General features: G+C 61.5%; 21 protein-coding genes. 12 read left to right on the top strand and 9 right to left on the bottom strand.

The window, feature by feature from the left end:
• Window positions 1-30: 30 nt before the first annotated feature.
• Together C4N04_RS29890 and C4N04_RS29885 are read left to right on the top strand one after the other, a co-directional pair.
• Entirely contained in the window at window positions 31-783 is a 753-nt protein-coding gene (locus C4N04_RS29890; RefSeq protein ID WP_106797705.1) for a pyridoxine 5'-phosphate synthase, read from the top strand.
• Between the two features lie 186 nt (window positions 784-969).
• The gene (locus tag C4N04_RS29885; RefSeq protein ID WP_245425677.1) at window positions 970-2778 is read left to right on the top strand and encodes a WG repeat-containing protein; all 1809 of its coding nucleotides are present in this window, start codon (window positions 970-972) and stop codon (window positions 2776-2778) included.
• 119 nt (window positions 2779-2897) lie between these two features.
• Here C4N04_RS29885 and C4N04_RS29880 read toward each other — a convergent pair whose 3' ends face one another.
• Window positions 2898-3806, bottom strand: coding sequence for an SDR family oxidoreductase (locus tag C4N04_RS29880; protein WP_106797704.1), 909 nt, complete (start codon window positions 3804-3806; stop codon window positions 2898-2900).
• Window positions 3807-3929: 123 nt separating this feature from the next.
• Here C4N04_RS29880 and C4N04_RS29875 point away from each other — a divergent pair, with 123 nt between their 5' ends.
• A complete protein-coding gene (locus C4N04_RS29875; RefSeq protein WP_038689919.1) occupies window positions 3930-4346 on the top strand; it encodes a helix-turn-helix domain-containing protein in 417 nt (138 codons plus the stop codon).
• Window positions 4347-4362: 16 nt separating this feature from the next.
• On the opposite strand, the gene C4N04_RS29870 is transcribed toward C4N04_RS29875, so the two are convergent.
• The 5 genes from C4N04_RS29870 to C4N04_RS29850 all read right to left on the bottom strand — a co-directional run bounded on the left by C4N04_RS29870 (window position 4363) and on the right by C4N04_RS29850 (window position 8542).
• On the bottom strand, window positions 4363-4593 hold the full coding sequence (locus C4N04_RS29870; RefSeq protein WP_009994991.1) for a DUF6429 family protein: 231 nt from the start codon (window positions 4591-4593) through the stop codon (window positions 4363-4365).
• A 105-nt stretch (window positions 4594-4698) separates the two neighbouring features.
• Window positions 4699-5907: an MFS transporter gene (locus C4N04_RS29865; protein ID WP_106797703.1), complete on the bottom strand. Its 1209-nt coding sequence runs from the start codon at window positions 5905-5907 to the stop codon at window positions 4699-4701.
• Window positions 5908-6005: 98 nt separating this feature from the next.
• Entirely contained in the window at window positions 6006-6629 is a 624-nt protein-coding gene (locus C4N04_RS29860) for a TetR/AcrR family transcriptional regulator (RefSeq protein ID WP_096771782.1), read from the bottom strand.
• Between the two features lie 60 nt (window positions 6630-6689).
• Window positions 6690-7607 carry a bifunctional helix-turn-helix transcriptional regulator/GNAT family N-acetyltransferase gene (locus C4N04_RS29855; RefSeq protein ID WP_096771781.1) on the bottom strand — a complete coding sequence of 306 codons (918 nt, stop codon included), beginning with the start codon at window positions 7605-7607 and terminating at the stop codon, window positions 6690-6692.
• A gap of 215 nt (window positions 7608-7822) precedes the next feature.
• Window positions 7823-8542 (bottom strand): aspartate/glutamate racemase family protein, encoded by a 720-nt coding sequence (locus C4N04_RS29850; protein WP_096771798.1) that lies wholly within the window; start codon window positions 8540-8542, stop codon window positions 7823-7825.
• 154 nt (window positions 8543-8696) lie between these two features.
• Here C4N04_RS29850 and C4N04_RS29845 point away from each other — a divergent pair, with 154 nt between their 5' ends.
• The 3 genes from C4N04_RS29845 to C4N04_RS29835 all read left to right on the top strand — a co-directional run bounded on the left by C4N04_RS29845 (window position 8697) and on the right by C4N04_RS29835 (window position 11385).
• Entirely contained in the window at window positions 8697-9161 is a 465-nt protein-coding gene (locus C4N04_RS29845) for an Lrp/AsnC family transcriptional regulator (protein ID WP_106797702.1), read from the top strand.
• 154 nt (window positions 9162-9315) lie between these two features.
• Window positions 9316-9834 (top strand): BA14K family protein, encoded by a 519-nt coding sequence (locus tag C4N04_RS29840; protein ID WP_096771779.1) that lies wholly within the window; start codon window positions 9316-9318, stop codon window positions 9832-9834.
• Between the two features lie 285 nt (window positions 9835-10119).
• A complete protein-coding gene (locus C4N04_RS29835) occupies window positions 10120-11385 on the top strand; it encodes an NAD(P)/FAD-dependent oxidoreductase (RefSeq protein WP_106797701.1) in 1266 nt (421 codons plus the stop codon).
• Between the two features lie 525 nt (window positions 11386-11910).
• On the opposite strand, the gene C4N04_RS29830 is transcribed toward C4N04_RS29835, so the two are convergent.
• Window positions 11911-12957: an NAD(P)-dependent alcohol dehydrogenase gene (locus C4N04_RS29830; RefSeq protein WP_096771777.1), complete on the bottom strand. Its 1047-nt coding sequence runs from the start codon at window positions 12955-12957 to the stop codon at window positions 11911-11913.
• 217 nt (window positions 12958-13174) lie between these two features.
• On the opposite strand from C4N04_RS29830, the gene C4N04_RS29825 reads away from it, so the two are divergent.
• The 4 genes from C4N04_RS29825 to C4N04_RS29810 all read left to right on the top strand — a co-directional run bounded on the left by C4N04_RS29825 (window position 13175) and on the right by C4N04_RS29810 (window position 18756).
• Window positions 13175-14083, top strand: a complete 909-nt coding sequence (locus C4N04_RS29825) for an AraC family transcriptional regulator (RefSeq protein ID WP_106797700.1) — start codon at window positions 13175-13177, stop codon at window positions 14081-14083.
• A gap of 94 nt (window positions 14084-14177) precedes the next feature.
• Entirely contained in the window at window positions 14178-15236 is a 1059-nt protein-coding gene (locus C4N04_RS29820; protein ID WP_106797699.1) for a glycosyltransferase family 2 protein, read from the top strand.
• Complete coding sequence (locus tag C4N04_RS29815) at window positions 15236-16918, top strand: hypothetical protein (RefSeq protein ID WP_106797698.1); 1683 nt, start codon at window positions 15236-15238, stop codon at window positions 16916-16918. Before C4N04_RS29820 ends, C4N04_RS29815 begins: the two co-directional genes overlap by 1 nt.
• A 206-nt stretch (window positions 16919-17124) precedes the next feature.
• The gene (locus C4N04_RS29810; RefSeq protein ID WP_106797697.1) at window positions 17125-18756 is read left to right on the top strand and encodes an FGGY-family carbohydrate kinase; all 1632 of its coding nucleotides are present in this window, start codon (window positions 17125-17127) and stop codon (window positions 18754-18756) included.
• A 297-nt stretch (window positions 18757-19053) separates the two neighbouring features.
• On the opposite strand, the gene C4N04_RS29805 is transcribed toward C4N04_RS29810, so the two are convergent.
• Together C4N04_RS29805 and C4N04_RS29800 are read right to left on the bottom strand one after the other, a co-directional pair.
• Complete coding sequence (locus C4N04_RS29805; RefSeq protein WP_096771774.1) at window positions 19054-19794, bottom strand: SDR family oxidoreductase; 741 nt, start codon at window positions 19792-19794, stop codon at window positions 19054-19056.
• A gap of 466 nt (window positions 19795-20260) precedes the next feature.
• Window positions 20261-21133, bottom strand: a complete 873-nt coding sequence (locus C4N04_RS29800; protein WP_038689896.1) for a LysR family transcriptional regulator — start codon at window positions 21131-21133, stop codon at window positions 20261-20263.
• 140 nt (window positions 21134-21273) lie between these two features.
• Between C4N04_RS29800 and C4N04_RS29795 the strand changes: the two genes are divergently transcribed.
• Together C4N04_RS29795 and C4N04_RS29790 are read left to right on the top strand one after the other, a co-directional pair.
• Window positions 21274-21933 (top strand): hydrolase, encoded by a 660-nt coding sequence (locus C4N04_RS29795; RefSeq protein ID WP_010045003.1) that lies wholly within the window; start codon window positions 21274-21276, stop codon window positions 21931-21933.
• Window positions 21934-22153: 220 nt separating this feature from the next.
• Window positions 22154-23194, top strand: coding sequence for an LLM class flavin-dependent oxidoreductase (locus C4N04_RS29790; protein WP_106797696.1), 1041 nt, complete (start codon window positions 22154-22156; stop codon window positions 23192-23194).
• The last annotated feature ends 5 nt before the right edge of the window (window positions 23195-23199 follow it).

Raw genomic sequence — 23199 nt, 5'->3', positions numbered from 1 at the left:
TCTCGTTTCCGTGACCGATGGATGCCAGCCATGCCCGCCAAGCTCTCCGTGAACCTCAATGCCGTCGCCATGCTGCGCAACCGGCGCGACCTGCCGTGGCCGAGCGTCGAAGCGCTCGGCCGAATCGCCCTTGCCGCAGGCGCCAGCGGCCTGACCGTGCATCCGCGTCCCGACCAGCGCCACATCCGCTTTTCCGATCTGCCGGTCATCCGCAACCTGATCGACGACGAATTTCCCGGGGCCGAGTTCAACATCGAGGGTTATCCGACGGAGGAATTCCTCGAACTCTGCGCCGGCGCCGCGCCCGAGCAGGTGACGCTGGTGCCAGATGATCCCGCACAGGCAACCTCCGACCACGGCTGGGATTTTCGCAAGCACCAGGTGTTCCTCACCGATGTCGTCGCGCGGCTGAAGAAGATGGGAAGCCGCGTGTCGCTGTTTGCCGACGGCGATGGTGATGCGCAGGCGGTCGAGATCGCCAAGGCAGTCGGCGCCGACCGGATCGAACTTTACACAGGCCCCTATGGCGGCTGCTACGACGCGCCGGAGCGGGCAGCGCCGATTCTCGAAGCGCTCGGGAAAACAGCGGATGCGGCGCTCGCGATCGGGCTCGCGGTCAATGCCGGGCACGATCTGACGGTCGCGAACCTGCCGGCATTGGTTAAGCGGATTCCCGATCTTGCCGAAGTTTCGATCGGCCACGGGCTGACTGCCGATGCGCTGGAGTATGGCATGGCCGAGACGGTGCGGCGGTTTTGCCGGGCTTGCGGACAGGCGGTTTGAGAAAAGTCGTTTCCTTCTTGCGTATTGGCTTGGTGCCCTTCAAGTGCTTCTCGGGCCCAACGAGTGAGGGCGCAGGGTTCCTGTGCTCGAAATCGGGCCTGTGGAGCGGCCATATTTCCAACACATGCGCATCTCCTAGTTCTTTCAACCGGAGGGGATGGGGTGCGAGTTGTTACACGTAGATATATGTTTGTCGCGGCGGCGTGGGCGTATTTTCTCTACTCCGTTGGAACCGGCGTCGCGGATCCCCGGCCGGAAAGATGGGTGGAAAGGTGCGGCGGCGTCTACGCTCTTTGCGGCTATATCGACGGAGCGACGTTAGAACCGCGGATCGATCGCAAGTTCGAAGTTGCGCTGCCTTTCTCGCAGGGGCTGGCTGCCGTGCGTTCCGAGGGGAAATTCGGCTATATCAATTCGAGTGGCGAGATGGTGATCGCGCCTGCATTCCACCTTGCCCGCAAATTTCGCCAGGGCCATGCCGAAGTGGTGGTCGGTGGCAAGGCAGGAATTATCGATAGAACGGGAAAGTTTCTGCTGTCGCCGAACTATGCGCGCGCCATTCCATTCGGAGCCGGGGCAGCGCTCGTTCGTCCCGGCAAAGCGGTCGCGCCGGATTCTGTTGGTTTCCCGCGATTCATGTTCGACGAACTGTTTTTTGAGAGGATCAATCACCCCTATCTGCTCATCGATCTGCCTTCAGGAAAGATCCTGAAGGACGAGCTGACCATCAAAGAATTCGAATTCGGCACTTTTGCTTGGGCCGCTCAACCGGGCGATAAACGATATGGATTACTTGCTCCCGACGGAAGCTGGAAGATCGAACCTCGCTTCGAAATAGCCGGTAGATTTAGTGGAGGAAGAGCAATTGCCTGTTATGGCGGGTCGGCTGGACATAAAGGCCAGTCCAACCAACGTGACCGGACCGACGCCACCCAATGCGGCGTGATCGGCCCGGACGCCCAATTTATTTTCGCCCCACAGCCATTTTGGATCCAGGATTATCGAAACGGTTTTTACCGTGGGACTAAAGACCAGAAAGTGGGCATCCTTGACGATGCGGGACGGTTGCTTGGTGGGCGTCTGTTTGACGATGCAAGCTTGCCGGATTATTCCGGCGAGGCGGCCAGGATATTGGTCGACGGCCAGTGGTTCGGGCTCAACCGGGCCGGCGATCTGGTGCCCGACCCGGAGGACGGGAAGGCGTGGGCGGCATGTCCTTCGGGTATCAAATTCATCCACCGCGGCGATCGTATTCAGGTCGTCGGAGCGGACGGAAAGCCGACGGTTTCGTACCTTTTTGACAACACGTACATGACTTGCGATTTCCCTGTATCGGTTCGGTACAATGGAAAATGGGGGTTTCTGAAGCAGGACGGCAAACTGCTTGTCGATCCGCCTTCATTTCAGGGTCAATTTCGTTTCAGCGGTGGCTATGCCGTCGTCAAGGTTGAGGGTAAATGGGGAATACTGAATAGCAATGGTGTGATGGCCCTCGCTCCGCAGTTCGATGAGATGCGGCCCGATTCCGACGCCTATGCGGTATCGAAGGATGGGCGGACGTTTTGGGTCGATGCATCTGGACGCGAAGTCTCTGAGCCGCGCCGCCTGGAGGATCGGCGATCAAAGTTGCGCTGCGGACCTGACGGCGGACAGCTCGTCGCGAGGAATTCGAACGGAACCTTGCTTTGGGGCATTGAAGATGTTGCGGGGAACATCGTCGTAGAGCCGAAATATCGGGCCATCACCTGTTTCCGGGATGGTCTCGCATGGGTTCCGTTCGACGGACGACGAGAATGGTGTGCAATCGATCGGAATGAGCGGAAACGCGAGAGCGTCGCGTGCGTCAAGAACTGGACTGACAGCACTACCGCCGACGCGCGAACTGAGACAATGTCCGACGATCCCTATGAAAGCGGTGTGCTCTGGATGCGGGCGGAGCTTGAATACGGCCTTGACATGAGAGACAAGCCGCCTGGCTTCGTTTCGCAATTCTGAAGGGCGCCCCTCCGGCGCGTCGGCGCCGGGAGTGACACATCTTGGTGTGATCAGGGGGGTCACGATTCAGAATCGGTGTCCGCTCATCCCTGCGGCGAGCGCATGGATGAGCGGAAAGCTCAATGGCCTTCGGCGCTGCCAGCCGCCGTCAGCGTGGCCTTGTGCGCCACGAAGAAATCCTTCAGCGATTGCGGCTGTCTGCCGGTCAGCTTGGTGAAATCGCCGGTGACGATGTCGAAATTGCCGGCGCGGATGTTGGCGTCGGCGGAGACCAGCATGTCGGCGATGAAGCCGGGGAGGCCGGCGCCGCGCATGCCCTGGCCGAGCTGTTCGTCATTGACGTCGACCACGTCGAGCGGTTTGCCGGCGGCTTCGGAGACAATGGCGGCGATCTGCCGGTTGGCGAGCGACACCGCGCCGGTCAGCGTGTAGGCGGCGCTTTCCGAGGTGGCGGAGGAAAGGGCTGCGGCGATCGCCAGCGCGCAATCGTCGCGCGAGATGTTCGAGACCTTGCCGTCCCCCGTGGCGCTGTACCATTTGCCGCCCTGCAGGTTGTGCGGCATGCTGTGCATGTAATTGTCGTGATACCAGGCGTTGCGGAAGATCGTGTAGGCGATGCCGCTTGCCTTGATGGCGTTTTCGGTGCCGAGATGGTCGGGCGCGAAGGTGACGAGCGAATTGTCAGGCGCCGGCATCGAGGTATAGGCTATGTGCTTGACGCCCGCCTTGACGGCGGCGGCAACGGCGGCCTTGTGCTGGGCGAGGCGCTTGCCGGGGGTGTCGAGCGCATCGGTGCTGATGATCAGCAGCCGGTCGATGCCGGCGAAGGCCTGTTCCAGGCCGGCCGCGTCATCGAAATCGGCCTTGCGGCTGAGAACGCCCTTGTTGGCGAGTTCGGCGAGCTTTTCCGGGTTGCGGGTGGCAGCGACGACCGCGCCGGGGGCGACCTTATAGGTCTCGAGGAGATGGTGGATGACGCGCTGGCCGAGCTGTCCGGCAGCACCGGTGACCAGGATGGTTTCGCTCATGAAGTCGTTTCCTTCTGCGTTGTGTGTTGGTCTCAAAAAGAGACTAACTCTAGAATAGGAATTGACTTCACTGTGTAAAGGAGGCAGCTTTTCGGCTGTAAGTTACCAAAAAGGAACCAGCAGATGAGCGGCGCAGTCCTCAGTCTGAAGAACAGGATGCCTGGGGCGCGACGCGAGATCGATCTCGCCGGCCTCGATTTTTCCAACTGCCCGGTCAGGGACATGATGCAGCAGATCGGCGGCAAATGGTCGACGCTGCTGCTCGAAGTTCTGGCGGCCGAGCCGCGCCGCTTCGGCGAACTCAGGCGGATGCTTCCCGACATTTCGCAGCGCATGCTGACGCAGACGTTGCGCGATCTGCAGAGGGACGGTTATATCGCCCGCGAGGTCTTCCCGACCAAGCCGCCGAGCGTCGAATATTCGATGACCGATCTCGGACGTTCGCTCTACCAGCCGCTGTCGCAGCTGTTGAACTGGGCGGAAGCGAACCATGATGCGGTGCGCGCCGCCCGCTCGCGTTTTGATTCCGCCGATGGTTAAGGGGCGAGGGCTTCTTTTACGTCGATCGCGTAAACAGAGCGCGGAACAATTCCTCCGACCGCTGTAACCCTTCGTCGCTGAGAACGACCGACTTGGCCTTGCCCGCGGGATTGGCAATCAGGCCCTTCTTGTACAAACGATCCATCACGTCCCAGTCGAAGCCTTTCCAGGCCCGATCGCCGTCATGCAGCGTCAGCCAGAGCAAAGCGAGAACGGCATCGTCGATCTTTTCTTCATCCATTTCCATGCCGGAAGCATCCCTGCAAACATGAGAAACCCTGTCGTCCGCTCACTTTAACTCACGTGTGACTCCGAGATCGACTCCGATTTTCAAGACTGTGTGTCAGGTAATTTACTTCCCGCGCCCTTCCGTCAGGAACAGCATGAAGGCGAGCGCCGGAAAGGCGAAGCCGATCCAGGCGGTCATCGTCCAGCCGCCGGTGGCGTAGGCCCAACCGCCGAGCGCCGAGCCGAGCGCGCCGCCGGCAAAGAAGGTGGCCATGAAGAGGCCGTTCAGCCGGCTGCGATGTTCCGGGTTCAGCCCATAGATGGCGCGCTGGCCGCAGACGAGGTTGGTGGTCACGCCGAAATCGAGTGTGATCGCCGCCACCGTCAGCAAGATCAGGGCGGTCAGCGAGCCGTCGGCGGCGAAATGGCTGATCAGGAAGGACGCCATGCCGAGCAGCATGGCGATGGCCGAGGCGACCTTCGTCATGCCGCGATCGGCGAGCCGGCCGGCAATCGGCGAGGCGACGGCGCCGGCCGCACCCGCAAGCGCGAAGAGGGCGATGCCGTTCTGTGTCAGGCCAAAGGTCGGGCTTGCAAGCAGCAGCGGCGTCGTCGTCCAGAACAGGCTGAAGGCGCCGAACATGCCGGCCTGATAGAGGGCGCGGCGCCGCAGCACCCGCGAGGTCAGCGCCAGATGCGCCATGGAGGCAAGCAGTTCGCCATAGCCGAGTTTGGTCTTCGGCACACGGACCGGCAGGTTGACGCGCAGGATGATGGCGAGCATGAGCATCAGCGCCGCGGTGACGTAATAGACCATGTGCCAGGAGGAGGCCTCGGCGACGAAGCTTGCGAAGGGGCGGGCCAGCATGATGCCGCAGAGCAGGCCGCTCATGACATTGCCGACGACCTGGCCACGCGTCGCATCCGGCGCCATGTTCGCGGCGAAGGGCACGAGCACCTGAACGGCGACCGAGGCGAGGCCGATCGACAGTGAGGCGGTGAGGAACATGGCCGGTGTCGAAGACAGCGCGGCGCCGATCAGGGCGACGGCGGAGACGGCGACCAGCGCCAGCACCAGCCGGCGGTTTTCGGTGAGGTCGCCGAGCGGCACGATCAGCAGCAGGCCGAGGCCGTAGCCAATCTGCGTCAGCGTGACGATCAGGCCAGTCGCGGCCGGCGTGAAGCCGAGATCGGCGCTGATCGGCCCGGCAAGCGGCTGGCCATAATAGAGATTGGCGGCCACCAGCCCGCAAGCAGCGGCGAAAAGGAAGGTGAGCCAGGGGGATAGCGCTCGTGGAATGGCATTATCGGGCGTAGTGGCTGAAATGCTCATTAGAAACTCCGGTATTATTCGAAGATCGGGAAGTTTGAATGCAAGAATGCTGGCTGCGGCCACCCGATCCTTGACCGGGTGCCGGTATTCGCTCGTTTTCAGCTCACGAGCTTCATCGCGGCTTCGGCCGCTGAAATCATTTCCTGTCGGCTGCGTCCCGTCTTGCCGATGACGCGCAGGCCCTTGGTCAGGCAGAGGAAGGCGAGGGCGGCGGCATCCGCATCCACCGTTTGCGGGATGGTGCCATCGGCCTGGCCGATGCGGATGAGATCGGCCATCAGCCTCTCGTCCGCGGCAAAGGCGGTCGCGACATGGGCGGCGGTTTCCTCATCCAACAGGGCGAAGTCATTGGCGCCGCCGACGACGAGGCAGCCTTTGCGGCCGGCATCGCCATAGGAGAGTTCCGTATAATACATCACCATCTGGAAGACTTTTTCGCGACCGGTCGCCGCGGGCGCAATCATCGCTTCCAGACGCCGCCGACCGAGTTGACGATAACGACCAAAAGCGGCGAGGAAGACGCCGCGCTTGTCCTTGAACGCCTTGTAGATGCTGCCGGAGGCGAGGCTCATTGCCTCGGTCAGATCGCTGATCGAGGTGGCGTGGTAGCCGCGTTCTGAAAACACCCGCAGGGCCGAATCCAGCGCTGCGTCCATATCGAACTCGCGCGGCCGGCCACGGCTGCGGGTTGTTTCATTTGGTGTGAGGCTGGCGCCGGTCATGTCCGCCTAATTAGGAAATGATCGTTTCCAAATCAAGCGAAACTTTTGCGCGCAGCAAATTCAGAGGGCGAGGACCCAGGTCTGGCCGTTCGCTTCAGGGCCGAACATACGATGTCTCTCCTCGGAGACAAGCCGGAAGCCTGATTTGATGTAGATGGCGCGAGCTGTCTCCAGCATGTCGTTGGTCCAGAGCGAAAGCTCGCGGTAACCCTTCTGCCTGCAGAAGCGGATGCATTCGTCGACCAACAGCTTGCCGAGCCCGAGGCCGCGGGCCGCCTTGTCGACATAGAGCAGCCGGAGCTTGGCGATACCGTCGCCGCCATTGGTGACGAGGACCGAGCCGACATTGACGCCGCCGCGTTCGGCGATCCAGCAATATTCCATGGCGGGGTCGAAGTTGGCGAGGAATTTGCCGGCGACCTCGGCGACCAGCGCCTCGAAGCGCAGGTCCCAGCCATATTCCTCGGCATAGAAGCGCCCCTGGCTCTGCACGATCCAGCCGATATCGCCGGCGCGGTGGGGGCGGATGACGGCGGGGGCGGGTTTTGCCGCGGGGTCGAGGAGGGCGCGGATCCTGTCCATGGCGGAAACGACCGCCTGCGGCTCGCCGGTGGCGAGCTTGTCGAAACGGGCGGCGATCTGTGCATTGGCGCGCCGGCCGAGTTCCTTGAATTGCACATGTCCCTGCTCGGTGACAGTGATGATCTGGCTGCGCAGATCGGCCGGATGGGGGTTGGTTTCGATCAGTCCCTCGGCGCGGAAACGCTTGAGGATGCGGCTGAGATAGGCCGGGTCGAGATGCAGGTCGCGGACAAGCGCCACGGCACTGACGCCCTCATGCGAGCCGATCTCGAAGAGAATGCGGGCGTCCGTCAGCGTGTAGGGCGAGTCGAGATAGGCCTTGTTCAGCAGGCCGAGGAAATTTGTATAGAAGCGGTTGAAATCGCGGGCGGTTTCGATGAGGGCGGTATCGGACATGGTGATCTCCAGGGGGAGACCTCGCCAGATTGTTGACAGGCCCGTTCCTCGCTCGCCGTCATCCTCGACTTTGTGCCGAGGATCTGCTGCCCTATCGAACGGAGGCAGAGCATGACGGAAGGAGGGGTGATCGACGTGCCAACAAACTGACAAAAGATCTCCGCATGAAGACATTTGTCTGCATTTGGTTGACTGAGTCAACTAAATTATAGACCTCACGCAGCCTTTTCCGCCTCAGCGTCCTCAGTGCCAAGGGCGAAATCCACCGCCGCCCTTGCGTGGATCGCGGTGGTGTCGAAGCCCGGCAGCGGCAGGCGGTGGGGATCGAGGATCAGGCAGATCTCGGTGCAGCCGAGGATGATGCTGTCGGCGCCGTGCTCCACGGCGCGGTCAATGATATCGATCAGCTTCTCGCGCGAGCTGTCGCGCACCTTGCCGGCGCAGAGTTCGTTGAAGATGATGTCGTGCACGGTGGTGCGATCGGCGGCGTCGGGCACCATGATATCGAGGCCGAGGCTTTTCATCCGCTCGGCGTAAAACGCGTGTTCCATTGTGTAGCGGGTTGCAAGCAGCAGCGGCCGCTTGCGGCCAGCGGCATGCAGCGACTTCGCCGTCTCGTCGATGATATGGATCAGCGGCACGGAGATTTTTGCCGCGACCTTATCGGCGATCAGATGCATGGTGTTGGTGCAGATCAAGATGCAGCCGGCGCCGGCAGCCTGCAGGCGCTCGGCCACCTCGCCGAGACGGCGGGACGCTCCAGCCCAGTCGCCGGCCTTCTGAAGCGCGACGATCTCCTCGAAATTGACCGAATGCAGAATGAGTTCGGCCGAGGCGAGGCCGCCGCGGCGCGCGCGCACCATCTCGTTGACTAGGCGATAGTAAACCGCCGAACTTTCGAAACTCATGCCGCCGATCAGGCCGATCGTTTTCATCTCTTCGTGCTCCCATGCTTCGAATTTCGAAAATGATGCCGCAATGGTCGCGCGGCGGGTTTGCATTGTTTGTCCTTTATGAGGAAGACGTGCTACTATTTTGCATCGATTGGCCAAATGACGCAAATTGAGAGCGCAGGGTTCATTTCACACCATGCTTGATGATCGTGACAGACGCATTCTCGACATGCTGCAGAAGAATGCCGGCATATCCGTGACCGATCTTGCCGAGCGCGCGGCGCTGTCGGTCTCGGCCTGCTCGCGGCGCATTCAGCGGCTGGAAGAAAGCGGCCATATCGCCCGGCGCATCATCGTGCTCGACCGCGAACGCATGGGCGTGCCGACGACGGTCTTCGCCCTCGTCAAGACGGCCCACCATTCCGACGAATGGACGGAAACCTTCCGGAGAATCATCAGCGACATTCCCGAGATCGTCGAGGCGCACCGGCTGACCGGAAACCATGATTACATCCTGAAAATCGTGCTGCCGCGCGTCGAGCATTACGACGTGATTTATAAGCAGATCGTCCGCAAGCTCGAACTCTTCGACGTCTCAGCGTCGATCTCGATGGAAGAATTGAAACATGGAATGGCGATACCTGTCGGCTATGCGCCGTGACCCCGTCGGCCCGGAAGAATAGACCGTGGCTCCTTTGCGCCTTCTCCGCGATTAATTTGTCCCGATACGGAACGATTTTCGACATATTGCGTTCACCCTTGGTTCAAGAGGGGGAAGTTGTGTCCTCCTCCTGGAGGAGTAGAGGAGGACAGTCATGAGAAAGCTAACCGTCGCCGCGTTATGCTTGATCATCAGCATCCCCGATGTCACGCCAGCCCAGGCGTTTCCGGCTATCAACCCACCCAGGATCGAAGCTCAGCAGCAGATCGAGCAGGTGCAATGGCGTGGCCACGGCCGTTACCGGGGAGGATATTACCGGGGCTACCATCGCCGTCATAGAGCGGATTTGGGCTGGGCTCTGGGTGGTCTAGCCGTCGGCACGATCATCGGCAGCGCATTGGCCCAGCCCTATTATGGCCGACCTTATTACGGTTCGCCCTACGGCTATTATGGCTCCCCGTACCGCTATTACGGTTCGCCATACCGCTATTCACCCTACCGGTATTATGGCCGCTATTATGGCCGGCCCTACCGCACCTATGCATCGCCTGCTTATTACGGAAGGGGAAACCACGAGGCGTGGTGCTATGCGCGCTATCGTTCGTACAGGGCCTACGATAACACCTTCCAGCCCTACTACGGACCCCGTCGCCAGTGCATCGGTCCTTATTGATCGGCAGGTTACGCACCTGCGCTGTGCACTGGTTCCAGGCCGACTAAACGCGCCGCATTATGCGGCGCGTTTCAGTTGCTTGTTCTAATTGCGTTGTACTCCAACCGAAATTCTCCCTCTGACCGCCGCTCCGCAGGCCTCGTCGGCTCCAGCAGGAGCGCGCGATATTAGCCGTCGGAGCCCTTGACTGCCCGCGACGCAGGGCAGGCATGCCGAAACAGTGGTTGCAACCTTTGCGGCGAAGGCCACATTGGCTTTCAGCAAAATGGCGCAAAAGGGTAGGTCATGAGCGAGCATCATCTCGTCGTTGTCGGCGGCGGTTTCGGCGGGCTGCAGCTCGTCAACGGATTGAAGGGAGCGGGCGTGAAGATCACGCTCGTCGACCGGCGCAATCATCATCTCTTCCAGCCGCTGCTCTATCAGGTGGCGACGACCATTCTCTCCACTTCGGAGATCGCCTGGCCGATCCGCCGCCTCTATGCCGACCGGCCTGACGTGACGGTGCTGCTCGGCGAGGTCACCGGTGTCGATAGCGGCGCCAAGACTGTTTCGTTACGCAACGGCATGACTCTCGGTTATGACACGCTGGTGTTGGCGACCGGGGCAACGCATGCCTATTTCGGCCGTGACGAATGGGAGCCGGTGGCGCCGGGTCTGAAGACGCTGGAGGATGCAACGACGATCCGCCGCCGCGTGCTGCTCGCTTTCGAGAAGGCGGAGATGGAGGCCGATCCCGCGGTGCGCGACGCGCTTCTGACCTTCACCATTGTCGGCGCCGGGCCGACCGGGGTCGAGCTCGCCGGCATCATCGCCGAGCTCGCGCATTTCACGCTGCCGAAGGAATTCCGCAATATCGATACGCGCAAGACCCGTGTGGTGCTCGTCGAGGCCGGCCCGCGGGTGCTGCCTACCTTTGCGGAGGAGCTTTCGGCCTATGCGCAAAAGGCGCTGGAGAAACTGGGGGTCGAGGTGCTTCTTGGCAAGCCGGTCACCGAGTGCAGCGCCGACGGTGTCCGAATCGGCGAGACTTTCACGCCCAGCCGCACGATCGTCTGGGCGGCCGGCGTCACCGCCTCACCGGCGGCGCGGTGGCTCGATATTCCGGCTGACCGTGCAGGGCGTGCCATCGTCGAGAAGGATCTGAGCGCGCCGGGCCTGCCTGATGTCTTCATTATCGGCGATACGGCCTCTGTCATGCGGGAGGATGGCAAGCCCGTGCCTGGCATAGCGCCCGCCGCCAAGCAGCAGGGCGGCTATGTGGCAAAAGTTATCCGCGCCCGCCTGTCCGGCAACCCGGCGCCTGCGCCTTTCAAATATTGGCATCAGGGGAGCCTGGCAACGATCGGCCAGAGTGCGGCGATCATCGATTTCGGCCGGATCAAGCTCAAGGGCTGGATCGCCTGGTGGATCTGGGGCATCGCCCATATCTACTTCCTGATCGGCACCCGCTCGCGCTTTGCCGTCGCCTGGAACTGGCTGTGGATCTATCTGAGCGGCCAGCACAGCGCCCGGCTGATCACGCAGCGGGAGACGATGCGGGAGGAGGGGTAGGCCCAAGTTGGAAGACAGTGGGAGAGGGGTGCCGTGTGACACCCCCTCTGTCCTGCCGGACATCTCCCCCAAGGTGGGGAGATTGGCTGGGCGCGACGTCTTCCCCAAACAATTGGCCTTGCAGTTCGACGAAACGGGTAGAGAGACGGGCAGGTTTGCCCACTTGCCAATCTCCCCCTTGTGGGGGAGATGCCCGGCAGGGCAGAGGGGGGTGCCACACTGCGCAACCTCTCCTCCGTCATTCCTGCGCCTGTCACAGGAATCCAGCACGGCGCGTCCGCGCCGTGAATGAATCTTGGATACGTGTAACAGAGTTTCCCGTACAAAGAGAGCCTCATGCTGAGGTGCGCAGGCCGAAGGCCGGAGCCTCGAAGCACGGGGGGCGGGCGCTCCGATGGGCGAATTGGAGCGACGTTTGCGGGGGATGCTTCGAGGCTCCGTCCTGCGGGCTACGCACCTCAGCATGAGGGAGCTTGAGTGTTCCGTTATAAAAAAAGCGGCTCCCGAAGGAGCCGCTCTTGTTCCTCAAGCCGCCAGCGAGGCGATGTCGATGACGAAGCGGTAGCGGACGTCGCTTTTCAGGACCCGTTCATAGGCTTCGTTGACCTGGTCGATATTGATCTTCTCGATCTCGGAGACAATGTTGTGCTTGCCGCAGAAATCGAGCATTTCCTGGGTTTCCTTGATCGAACCGATCATCGAGCCCGAAATGCTCTTGCGGCCGGGGATGACCGAGAAGGCATGAACGGGGATCGGGTGCTCGGGCGCGCCGACGACCACGAAGGAACCGTCCACCTTCAGCAGGCCGAGATAGGCGTTCCAGTCGATCTCGGCGCTGACGGTGCAGATGATGAGATCGAAGGTGCCGGCGAGCTTCGTGAAGGTCTCGGGATCGTTGGTGGCGTAATATTCCTTGGCGCCGAGCTTTAGGCCGTCTTCCTTCTTGGAAAGGGTCTGGGAGAGAACCGTGATATCGGCGCCCATCGCCGAACCCAGCTTGACGCCCATGTGGCCGAGGCCGCCCATGCCGACGATCGCGACCTTCTTGCCGGGGCCGGCATTCCAGTGGCGCAGCGGCGAATAAAGCGTGATGCCGGCGCAGAGCAGCGGCGCCGAGGCATCGAGCGGCAGATTGTCAGGGATAGACATGACGTAGCCCTCTTTGACGACAATCGAGTCGGAATAGCCGCCCTGGGTCCGCGTCTTGCCGTCGGCTTCGAAGTCGTTGTAGGTGCCGCTGAGACCCGGCATATACTGCTCCCGGTCGAGATCGCGCTCGGCGCAGCCGATGCAGGAATCGACGAAGCAGCCGACGCCGACACGGTCGCCGACCTTGAACTTGGTGACGGCGGAGCCGACCGCCGAAACGATGCCGGCAATCTCATGGCCAGGGACGATCGGATAGACGGCGTTCTTCCACTCATTGCGGACGGTGTGGATGTCGGAATGGCAGATGCCGGCAAACTTGATGTCGATGACGACGTCGTCGGCGTTCGGTTCGCGGCGTTCGAAGGTGAAAGGGGTCAGCGGCTTGGAAGCGTCGGTGGCGGCATAGCCTCTTGCGATAGGCATGGGAACCTTCCTTTTTCGATTTTTGAGGTGGGGTTGAGCGGGATGACGCACTATTGCCCCGATCGCGGCGAGGGAGGTAGAGTGATCCTCCAAGCTTCTTGCACGATCCTGCAAAAATGGACGGACGGCCCGTTTTCGGAATGCCCGGGCGAACCTAAGATAGAAGCCGCTTCGGATATGAGCCGTTCAGCAGGCCTCAGACAGAAAGAGTTTCCGCATGACTTTGCCTTTCAGCCCCTACCAGGAAATCGTCGACATCGTGATGCGCTTCGCGCCTGGCGACGGCGAGTTCTCGACTGCGATCGGCAATCTTCATGTCAGCCGCCGCTCCAAGCCCAGCGATCCGTTCCACAGCAGCTACCGGCCCTGTTTTGCTTTCGTGCTACAGGGGGCCAAGAGCCTGCAGCTCGGCACGGAACGCATCAGCTACGGGACCGGGGATTATCTTTTGACCTCGCTCGATCTGCCGGTCGCCTGGCGCGTCACGGAGGCAAGCCCCGAGGTTCCGCATCTCTGCCTGGGGCTGGCGATCGATTCGGAAAAGCTGCTGGAACTGCTCAGCCGCATCGATATTCCGCGACCGGCCGCCGATACGGACGGGCAGCGCGGCATGGTGGTGAACGTCGCGCCGCCGGAGCTGATGGATGCGGCCGTCCGGCTGCTGCGTTTGCTCGATCGTCCAGGCGACATTCCCGCCATGGCGCCGCTGATCGAGCAGGAGATCCTCTACCGCGTGCTGACCGGGCCGCACGGCGCCCGCCTGATCAACATCGCCACATCAGACAGCCACAGCAACAGGATCGCGCGGGCCGTCGCCTGGCTGAAGGAGAATTTCGCCCGGCCGCAGCGCATCGAAGACCTCGCCGAGCGCGTCAATATGAGCGTGTCGTCCTTCCATCACCACTTCAAGTCGGTGACGGCAATGACGCCGGTGCAATACCAGAAGCAGCTGCGCCTGCACGAGGCGCGCCGGCTGATGCTGGTGGAGCGGCTCGATGCCGGCACCGCCGGCCACCGCGTCGGCTATCAGAGCCCGTCGCAGTTCAGCCGTGAATACAGCCGCCTCTACGGCGTTTCGCCGGCCCGCGACATCGACGGCGTGCGCGAGATGATGGCGGCGGAATAGACGCCGGCGGTTCCGGCCAAAATGCGGTATTAAAGGATGCTTGACGTTTCCCGGCTAGGCTGGCGCCATCAATCAAGCAGGCACCGCCGTCCGCATGACGCAAGCACCGTTTCTTTCCATCGTCGCGCCTTGTCACAACGAGGAAGAGGGCCTGCGCGAATTCTGCCGCCGCGCCTCTGCTGCCGCGCAGAGCGTTGCCGGCGATGCCTTCGAGCTCATTCTCGTCGATGATGGTTCCTCCGACGGCACCTGGGAGATCATTTCGGAACTGGCGGCAAAAGTGCCGCAGGTGCTCGGTGTTCGTCTGTTGCGCAATCACGGCCACCAGCTGGCGTCGACGGCGGGACTTTCCGCCTCGCGGGGCGAGCGCATCCTTCTGATCGACGCCGATCTTCAGGATCCGCCCGAACTGCTTTTGATGATGATGCCGATCATGGAGCGTGGCGCCGACGTCGTCTATGGCCAGCGCACACGTCGCGAGGGTGAAACCTGGTTCAAGCTCGCCACCGCTTCGCTGTTCTACCGCACCCTCTCCAGGCTCGCTTCCGTGACCATTCCGCGCGATACCGGCGATTTCCGGCTGATGCGCCGGCGCGTCGTCGATATTCTGCTGGCGATGCCGGAACGCGACCGCTTCATCCGCGGCATGGTCAGCTGGATCGGTGGCAGGCAGGTGGCGCTGCCCTATGAGCGCGACGCCCGTTTTGCCGGCACGACGAAATATCCGCTGCGCAAGATGATCAATTTCGCGCTCGATGCGATCACCAGCTTTTCGACGACGCCGCTGCGCATCGCCACATGGCTCGGCATGATCAGCGCCGGCATCGCGATGGCGCTGCTCGTCTATACCTTCATTCGCTGGCTGCAAGGCGAGACGGTCACCGGCTGGTCGTCGATCATGGCCGCCGTCAGCGCCTTCAGCGCCATCCAGCTGATCTGCATCGGCATCATCGGCGAATATCTCGGCCGTCTCGTGCAGGAGAGCAAGAAGCGGCCGATGTTCATGATCGAGGCGATCCTGCGCGGCAACGACCGTGCGGAACTGCCGGCTGCTTTTTCGGAGATGGGCGCCGGCGACAAGCTTGCCGCGCTGGATGCGGCCTTCGGATTCGAAGAGTCGCCACCGTCGCAAAAGAGTGATCGGATCGGATAATGGACCAGATTTCCACGCCTGCTGTAGCCGCAGACGGGTCTGATGAATTGGCGGCCCGGCAGGATTCCACCATTGCGATCGCGGTTTTCGTCGCGTTTGTCGCCCTCCTGGTCCTGTTATTCCGCTTTCCGCCAGTTCTTGATTACGCCAATCACTACGCTCGTATCTGGCTTCTATCCGGGGGCATCGGCGAGCAGCCGTTTCCGGAGGTCTATGCGGTCGATTGGAACCGCACCTTCACCAATGTCGGGATCGATCTTCTGGCGGCCCGAATAGGGCCGCTTGTCGGGGCCGACAGGCTGGCGCGGGCTTTGCTTTTCCTGGCGATCGTGCTGCCGCCGCTTGGCGCGATCGCGCTGCACCGGACGCTTTTCGGCAGCCGGTCCTATTGGCAGATTGCAATGCTGTCGCTTGGCTGGTGCGCCACGATGATCGGCGGCTTCATCAACTTCCAGATCGGCCTCGGCATGGCCTTGTTCTTCGCCTGCGCCGACCTGCGGTTACAGCGCCGCAATCCCGTCCTGCTTTTCGCCTGGCGGCTTGCCGCCGTGCTCATGCTGACGGTGATGCACATCTTCTCGCTCGGCTTCTATATGGCGATCATCTGCGGCCTCGAATTTTCCTGGCGTTTCGACGTCTTGGGATCGAAGGCGGGGCTGATGCGGCTCGCCGGCCGGTTGACGCTGGCGCTGGGCGCATGCGTTCTGCCGCCGTTCGCACTCTATCTCCGTTCGCCAGCTTTGCCCAACGCCGGTGATAACGGCCTTGCCCTTGCCTGGAACGACGGCGTCGTCCTGATTCTCATGAATTTGCTCTCCGCGATCACCACATACATTCCGGTGGTAGACGTGGTGATGGTTCTGCCGTTGATCCTCATCTGCACGCGTGCCGCACGCGCGGGCGATATCCGCGTGCATGCGGGCCTTGCCGTGGCCGCCAGCGGGCTGCTGCTGCTCGCTTGTGTTTCGCCTCGCCATATGCTCGGAACCGGATGGATCAGCTGGCGCTTTCCGATCATGACGGCGCTCGTCGCCATGGCGATGGTGTGTCCTTTCGCCAATCTGACGCGCCGCCAGGCGCTGTTGCTGGCGCTCGTTGTCAATCTCGCGGTTTTCGGCCGGACGAGCTGGATCGGCTGGAACTGGTGGCTTGCACAAAAGGACGTTGCTGCCGTCGAGACCGTCCTCAAAAAGGTGCCGGTCGGCGCGGCCGTTCTGCCTCTGGAGCATGATCCCGAGACGGTGGGCGGCCTTGCGCACTCCAGCCGGTATTTTTTCTTTCGAGAGGAGACTTTCTGGCACCTGCCGACGCTTGCCACGCCTTTCGCGCATGCGTTCGTGCCGACTCTCTTCACCGCGAAAGGCAAGCAGCCCCTATCGGTTCTGACGCCATGGTCTGAGATCGCGGTCCCCGAAGGCAATCTGCTGTCGATCGGCGTGCTTTTGTGCCCGGCAATGATGCAGGTCTATGAAAACTTCACACCCTATCTGTCAGACTGGCGCGGACGTTTCGATTTCATCCTCGTCGTCAATGCGGATACCTCCGACCGCTATGTCGGCACCTTGATGCCGGCCGGTCTGACGCTGGTCGAGGATGCCGGTTTCGCCAAGCTCTACGGGATCGACAAGGCGGCGCCGGCAGAACCTCTTTCGGTTCCCGCCGGTTGCCCGACGGATCTATGAACCGATGCCTCCCGGAGATCGAGCCAACACCAGGCAGTGACTTCTCAATCGCCTCGGCGAAATGGATCTCCGGAGCACGTCCTTGCCATGGCGCCGCGACCGCGTAATGTCAGCGTCCCCGGACGCGGTGATCTTTCCAGACATGGATTGACATCCGGCCGCGGCTGCCCATCAAGCCGATCCCAGGCGAATTGAAGCGAGAGACCATGAGCGACACATCCCACACCACGGAAGCCGGCGCCAAATATGTCATCGGTGTAGATGTCGGCACCGGCAGCGCCCGGGCAGGCCTGTTCGATATGGCCGGCAGCATGCTTGCTTCCGCCAAGCGCAATATCAGCCTGTTTCATGAAGCCGGTTCCATCGTCGAGCAATCGAGCAGCGAAATTTGGCGCGCGGTGTGCGCGGCCGTGCGGGAGGTGGTTGCCGCAGCCGGCGTCGATCCGGCTTCGGTGGTCGGGCTCGGCTTCGACGCCACCTGCTCGCTCGTCGTCCTCGGCGAAGGCGGCAGATCGCTGGCCGTCGGACCTTCGGAAGATCCGGACCGGGACATCATCGTGTGGATGGACCACCGCGCGGTCCCGCAGGCGGAGCGCATCAACGCCTTCGGACATGACGTGCTGCGCTATGTCGGCGGCCGAATCTCGCCCGAGATGGAGACACCCAAGCTTCTCTGGCTGAGGGAAAACCGCCCCCACGTGTTCGATGCCGCCTGGCAATTCTTCGACCTTGCGGATTTCCTCACCTGGCGGGCGACCGGCGATCTCTCGCGTTCGACCTGCACCGTCACTTGCAAGTGGACCTATCTCGCCCATGAGAAGCGCTGGGACAGCAGCTATTTCCATCAGATCGGCCTCGGCGTGCTGGCAGATGAAGGTTTTGCCCGCATCGGCACTTCCATCGTCGAGCCCGGTTCGACGCTTGGTGAGGGACTGACCGCTGCAGCGGCCGAAGAGCTCGGCCTGGTGCCGGGCACGGCCGTCGCGGCCGGGCTGATCGATGCACATGCCGGCGGTGTCGGAACCGTCGGCGCCGATCCGCAGGCCAATCTTGCCTATGTCTTCGGGACTTCCTCGTGCACGATGACATCGACGGCAGAACCGTCTTTCGTATCCGGCGTCTGGGGACCCTACTATTCGGCGATGGTGCCGGGCCTCTGGCTGAACGAGGGCGGTCAGAGTGCCGCCGGCGCGGCGATCGACCAGCTCCTCTCCTTCCATCCAGCCGCCGGCGAGGCGATGGAGCTTGCGACGAGCGCGGGCACTGCACTGCCGGTCCTGCTTGCCGACATGGCCGCCGGCAAGGCGGGCCGTGCCTCCGATGCCGTCAGGTTGGCGGCCGGGCTGCATGTCGTTCCCGAATTCCTCGGCAACCGCGCGCCCTTTGCCGATCCGCATGCCCGGGCTGTTATCGCCGGTCTCGGCATGGAGCGGGATGTCGACAGCCTCGTCTCGCTCTACGTCGCTGGGCTTTGCGGCATCGGCTACGGCCTCAGGCAGATCATCGAGACGCAGGCCGAGGCGGGCGTCACCGTCGAGAACATCGTCATCAGCGGCGGTGCCGGCCAGCATGATTTCGTCCGCCAGGTGCTCGCCGATGCGAGCGGCAAGCCGGTGGTCGCCACGAAGGCCGAGGAGCCGGTGCTGCTCGGCGCAGCCATCCTCGGGGCCGTCGCCGGCCGCCAATTTGCCGATGTGCGCGCGGCGATGAGCGAACTCACGAGGGTGGAAACACGCTTTCAGCCGTCGCAGGGTGAGATTTCGGAACTCCACCGCAAGCGTTACGAAGCGTTCAAGGAGCTTCAGACGCTGGCGCGCAAGCTTCGCAGCGATGGCTGATATGTTGGCATGACAGAGGCCCGCCTTTGGGACTTGGTCTTGTTATGGAATTGAGACAACGTACAGCGCAGTAGAGTTTATCGTTCGATTTCCAACAACAGCCCGAGTTCCACGCTCAGTGAAGCCACTGGCATTGAGGCTACTCTTGACCGATGCGTTGAGAGGAGTATGGCGCCGGCCCGGTCCTGAGAAGGGCCGGGCTTTAGCGTGCGAGGCATAACGGCCCCGCCGCATGCAGCCTCATCCGGCGCTGTCCTTATGCAGGACAGAGCCGGTGCTGTACTGCTCAAATACCGGTCAGGCGATCGCGCCGCCGTCGGCGGTCAGGGTAGCGCCCGTGATCACGCTTGCGGCTGGACTTGCCAGAAAGACAACAGCGTTCGCGATTTCACGCGGTTCGCCATAGCGTCCCAAAGAGGTCAGGCTTCGCTGGAAATCGGCAGCCGCGCCGTCCGCCGGGTTGGCATCCGTATCAGTCGCCCCGGGCTGCACAAGATTAACGGTGATTCCGCTCGGACCGAGTTCGCGCGAAAGGCCGCGAGTGAAGGATGTAAGTGCCGCCTTAGACATCGCATAGGGCGTTATGCCCGGAAACGGCACCCGCTCTCCCAAAGCCGAACCGATGGTGATGATCCGTCCCCCTTCTTGAAGATGGGGGATAACAGCCTTGGCGAACAGGACTGGCGCTCGCACATTGACGTCCATTACAGCCTGAAAGTCGTCGACGTTGAGGTCAGCGATTGTCCCGGTGTGCCCAATGGCTGCACTGTTTACGAGGATTTCGAGTCCACCAAGTGCGGATACCGCTTCCCTTACTGCGCGTGTGATGGCGTCCGGGTCGGAGCTATCGGCTTGAATAGCGACTGCTCGGTGCCCCTTGCTTTCGATGGATTTAGCCACCGCTTCGGCCTTTTCGACCGAGCGTTGATATGTGAAAGCTACGTCGGCCCCATTCTCCGCCAGCGCCAGCGCTATAGCGGCGCCGATACCCCGCGATCCGCCGGTTACCAATGCACGCTTTCCTTTGAGATCAATCATATGTTGTCCTTTCCAGTTGGTCGCCTCAAGCATTCAGGCTAACCGCGGACGCCGCGAACGCGCTCGTCGGTTTGCTCCGCCAATCTGGTGTGCGCGGTAGGCACCTCGTAGTGATGAGAAATGCTTAACTGTGTTGCGGAAAGAGGAACGTCGGCCGACATGTCTCGAGCCAGAGGGCTCGGCTGCCTTTGCTTGAGGCGATGCTAGCTCCGGCGTGTCAGGTAAGCCGTTTGCTCCAGAGCGGCGCGGGTGTGACCAGGCCGGGTTTGATCTGCACCATAATCCGCATCCACTCGTCAGTAATTTGAGCCGCTGCCGTTGTTAACATCGACGTCAGGGGAACTTTCATCGTCACGTCGGGATCGGCCTGGATGACACGCTTCGCCAGATCGATCAGGACTGGAACAGGTCAAGGATGCGAGCGGAACGTCTGTCGCGTAGACCTTGGGAAACTCGCTCTTTGCTTCTAGGCGCCGCCATCGAAGCACTGGATCAACATCTCAGTCAACACACGGACTTTCCTAGATGGATGTTGTCCCGGCGGCCTGACGACGAATATCCCTGCGGGAGGCGGCGGGTGGCGAGACATCACCTGAACGAGGGCTCCCGAGGCTATATGTTCATCGGTAAGGCCATCCGGAAGCCTGGCGACACCGATTCCCGCCAATGCGGCTGCCAAGAGAGCCACGCCATTATCGGCCTTGAAGCGACCTTGTGGACGAACAGTCAGAACCTTATCCCCATCGGTGACCTGCCACGCTTCCGTTCCTTGCATCAGAGCCTGATGATCGACAAGTTCGTCTGGCGTCTCGGGTGAGCCGTTCGCAGCAATATATTCCGGGCTAGCGACGAACTTTCCGTAAAGCGGGCCGACACGTCTGGCGACGAGATTCGAGTCCTGCAGATAGCCCACGCGTATGGCGCAGTCGAAACCTTCTGTGACAAGGTCGACGAAGCGGTCCGTATAGCAAGAGTAAATGTGCAATTGCGGGTGCTGGCGCGCCATTTGAGAGAGTACGGGAGCGAAATGTGTCGGACCGAAGGACAGGGGCGCAGCAACCCTCAGGCGACCGCAAAGCTCACCAGCCGGCAGGATGGTCTCTCGTGCCGCGTCCATCTCCGCAGAGATTCTTGCAGCGTAGTCCCGGAAAGTGGCGCCTGCTTCGGTGAGCGCGATGCCACGGGTCGTCCTGGCAAGAAGCTGTGCACCAAGATCGGTTTCAAGCCGCGCGATACGCCTGCTGACCATCGACTTGGAGATGCCAAGCCGCTGCGCAGCGGACGTGACTCCACCCGCATCAGCGACTTCGACAAATGTCCTGAGGTCTTCGATTTCCACTCTGCGTTCCTCTTCTTGCGACACAGTTCAGCAACATCGAGGACTACCGCATCGAATGAGGGAATGACAAGTTTGCCGCGGATTGTTCCCGAAGAGGAGCGTCCAAATTGTGCCAACGAACCGCCAACTTAGGATATTCCATGACCTTTCGTAACGGCCTCAATTCACTCCTTCGTCCCGAAGATTCGGTGCTTGTCCTGATTGACCACCAACCTTACCAGTTGGCTAACGTCAACAGTCACGAGCCCACGATGGTGGTCAACAACACGGTGGGTTTGGCAAAAGCAGCAAAGGCTTTTGGCGTGCCCACGATTCTGACGACGGTGATCGCCGAGCGGGGTGGCAAATTGTTCCCCCAAATCGCCGAGGTGTTCCCTGGCCAGGAAATCATCGATCGGACATTCATCAACACTTGGCAGGATCAGAAGGTCGTAGATGCAGTCAAGGTGACCGGCCGCAAGCAGCTGATCATCGCCGGACTCTGGACCGAGGTATGCGTTGCAATGCCGGCAATTCAAGCTGCAGGCGAGGGGTGGGATGTCACGGTCATCACCGATGCATCCGGCGCTGTTTCAGTCGAAGCGCATCAGGTCGCGATTCAACGCATGATTGCCGCCGGCGTGAACATAATGACCTGGCTGGCCCTTGCGGCTGAATGGCAACGCGACTGGGCTCGTGCGGATCAGGCCGCAAAGGTGACCGACGTCATCGTGCAACATGTCGGCGGTAGCGGCATCGCCTATTTGTGGGAGCAGCAGTTGCTAAATACCCCTGTGCCAACCGCCTCCGTGGGGGTTTAACCGCCAGGGATGACGAGAATCAAGCGGAGCGAGGATCTCGCCTCAGGTTTAGCTCGTCATCCCAGCCAGTCGACCGTGATCGACATTTTGCCCCTAGGGTTGATGTCGCCGGAGTATTCCAATCATGGGGCGCGGCCGGTTGATTGAGGGCGGCCGTACCCGCCATCGCGAAACTCTCAACACTGGCCGCCCATAGCTAAACGGATTGCAAAGACGTCTCATGGAAATTGGTATCGATAGTTTTGCAGCCATCCTCCCGGATCCGGCGACAGGTCAGCTTCCGTCTCCTACGGATCGCATGGCCGAACTTATCGAGGAGGTTGTCGCCGCTGACCGTGTCGGCCTCGACGTCTTCGGCATTGGAGAGCATCATCGAGGTGAATTTCTCGATTCTGCGCCCACAGTCATACTGGCCGCAGCAGCAGCCCGCACTGAACAAATCAGACTGACAAGCGCCGTGACAGTCCTGAGCGCCGCAGATCCAGTGCGGGTCTTTCAGGAATTTGCGACTCTTGATCTGATTTCGCGAGGCCGTGCGGAAGTGGTCGTCGGCCGTGGATCATTTGTTGAGGCCTACCCGCTATTTGGTCTTGATACACGAGACTACGACGACCTCTTCGCCGAAAAGCTCGACCTGTTTCTCAAGCTAGGGGAAGCAACGAGCGTCACATGGGAGGGCCGGTTTCGTCCGGCACTCAGAGGGCAGGGCGTGTTCCCCCGTCCTCATCAGCCGCAAATGCCGGTGTGGATCGGTGTAGGCGGCACTCCGGAGTCATTCGTGCGGGCCGGTGCACTCGGCCTGCCGCTGATGGTCGCCATCATCGGTGGCAGCTTCGACCGTTTCCGTCCACTGATCGATCTCTATCGCGACGCGGGCAGGCGTGCAGGACATGGCCCCGAGATGCTCAGGGTCGGCATACACGCAATGGGCTTCGTTGGCGAGACGAACGCTGCAGCTAAGGAAGCCTTCTTTCCTGGCTGGGCGCATCTCACAGCGAAATTAGGTCGCGAGCGCGGCTGGTCGCGGCCAACGCGTCAGCAGTTCGAAGCCATGGCCGGTCCTGACGGTGCTTTTCTTGTCGGTGATCCAGCAACCGTATCTGCCAAGATGCTCCGGGCCAGCGAGGAACTTGGCGGCATTTCCCGCATCACGTTCCAGATGAGCACCGCCTCCCTTGAACCGGCAGCGATGAAGCGTTCAATTGAACTGCTGGGGACTGAAGTTGCCCCCGTCGTCAGGGCCTCAGGACGAAAACCGTAAGTCTT

Origin of the sequence: Rhizobium sp. H4, from assembly GCF_003013335.1 — a bacterium.
Classification (GTDB): Bacteria; Pseudomonadota; Alphaproteobacteria; order Rhizobiales; family Rhizobiaceae; genus Rhizobium; species Rhizobium sophoriradicis.
The sequence above is the reverse complement of the archived record's forward strand: the minus strand, read 5'-3'. Positions and strand labels throughout refer to the sequence as shown.

Coding starts and splice junctions, on each gene's coding strand:
- C4N04_RS29890 (WP_106797705.1), top strand. CDS start 31: ATGCCCGCCAAGCTCTCCGTGAACCTCAATGCCGTCGCCATGCTGCGC.
- C4N04_RS29885 (WP_245425677.1), top strand. CDS start 970: ATGTTTGTCGCGGCGGCGTGGGCGTATTTTCTCTACTCCGTTGGAACC.
- C4N04_RS29880 (WP_106797704.1), bottom strand. CDS start 3,806: ATGAGCGAAACCATCCTGGTCACCGGTGCTGCCGGACAGCTCGGCCAG.
- C4N04_RS29875 (WP_038689919.1), top strand. CDS start 3,930: ATGAGCGGCGCAGTCCTCAGTCTGAAGAACAGGATGCCTGGGGCGCGA.
- C4N04_RS29870 (WP_009994991.1), bottom strand. CDS start 4,593: ATGGAAATGGATGAAGAAAAGATCGACGATGCCGTTCTCGCTTTGCTC.
- C4N04_RS29865 (WP_106797703.1), bottom strand. CDS start 5,907: ATGAGCATTTCAGCCACTACGCCCGATAATGCCATTCCACGAGCGCTA.
- C4N04_RS29860 (WP_096771782.1), bottom strand. CDS start 6,629: ATGACCGGCGCCAGCCTCACACCAAATGAAACAACCCGCAGCCGTGGC.
- C4N04_RS29855 (WP_096771781.1), bottom strand. CDS start 7,607: ATGTCCGATACCGCCCTCATCGAAACCGCCCGCGATTTCAACCGCTTC.
- C4N04_RS29850 (WP_096771798.1), bottom strand. CDS start 8,542: ATGAAAACGATCGGCCTGATCGGCGGCATGAGTTTCGAAAGTTCGGCG.
- C4N04_RS29845 (WP_106797702.1), top strand. CDS start 8,697: ATGCTTGATGATCGTGACAGACGCATTCTCGACATGCTGCAGAAGAAT.
- C4N04_RS29840 (WP_096771779.1), top strand. CDS start 9,316: ATGAGAAAGCTAACCGTCGCCGCGTTATGCTTGATCATCAGCATCCCC.
- C4N04_RS29835 (WP_106797701.1), top strand. CDS start 10,120: ATGAGCGAGCATCATCTCGTCGTTGTCGGCGGCGGTTTCGGCGGGCTG.
- C4N04_RS29830 (WP_096771777.1), bottom strand. CDS start 12,957: ATGCCTATCGCAAGAGGCTATGCCGCCACCGACGCTTCCAAGCCGCTG.
- C4N04_RS29825 (WP_106797700.1), top strand. CDS start 13,175: ATGACTTTGCCTTTCAGCCCCTACCAGGAAATCGTCGACATCGTGATG.
- C4N04_RS29820 (WP_106797699.1), top strand. CDS start 14,178: ATGACGCAAGCACCGTTTCTTTCCATCGTCGCGCCTTGTCACAACGAG.
- C4N04_RS29815 (WP_106797698.1), top strand. CDS start 15,236: ATGGACCAGATTTCCACGCCTGCTGTAGCCGCAGACGGGTCTGATGAA.
- C4N04_RS29810 (WP_106797697.1), top strand. CDS start 17,125: ATGAGCGACACATCCCACACCACGGAAGCCGGCGCCAAATATGTCATC.
- C4N04_RS29805 (WP_096771774.1), bottom strand. CDS start 19,794: ATGATTGATCTCAAAGGAAAGCGTGCATTGGTAACCGGCGGATCGCGG.
- C4N04_RS29795 (WP_010045003.1), top strand. CDS start 21,274: ATGACCTTTCGTAACGGCCTCAATTCACTCCTTCGTCCCGAAGATTCG.
- C4N04_RS29790 (WP_106797696.1), top strand. CDS start 22,154: ATGGAAATTGGTATCGATAGTTTTGCAGCCATCCTCCCGGATCCGGCG.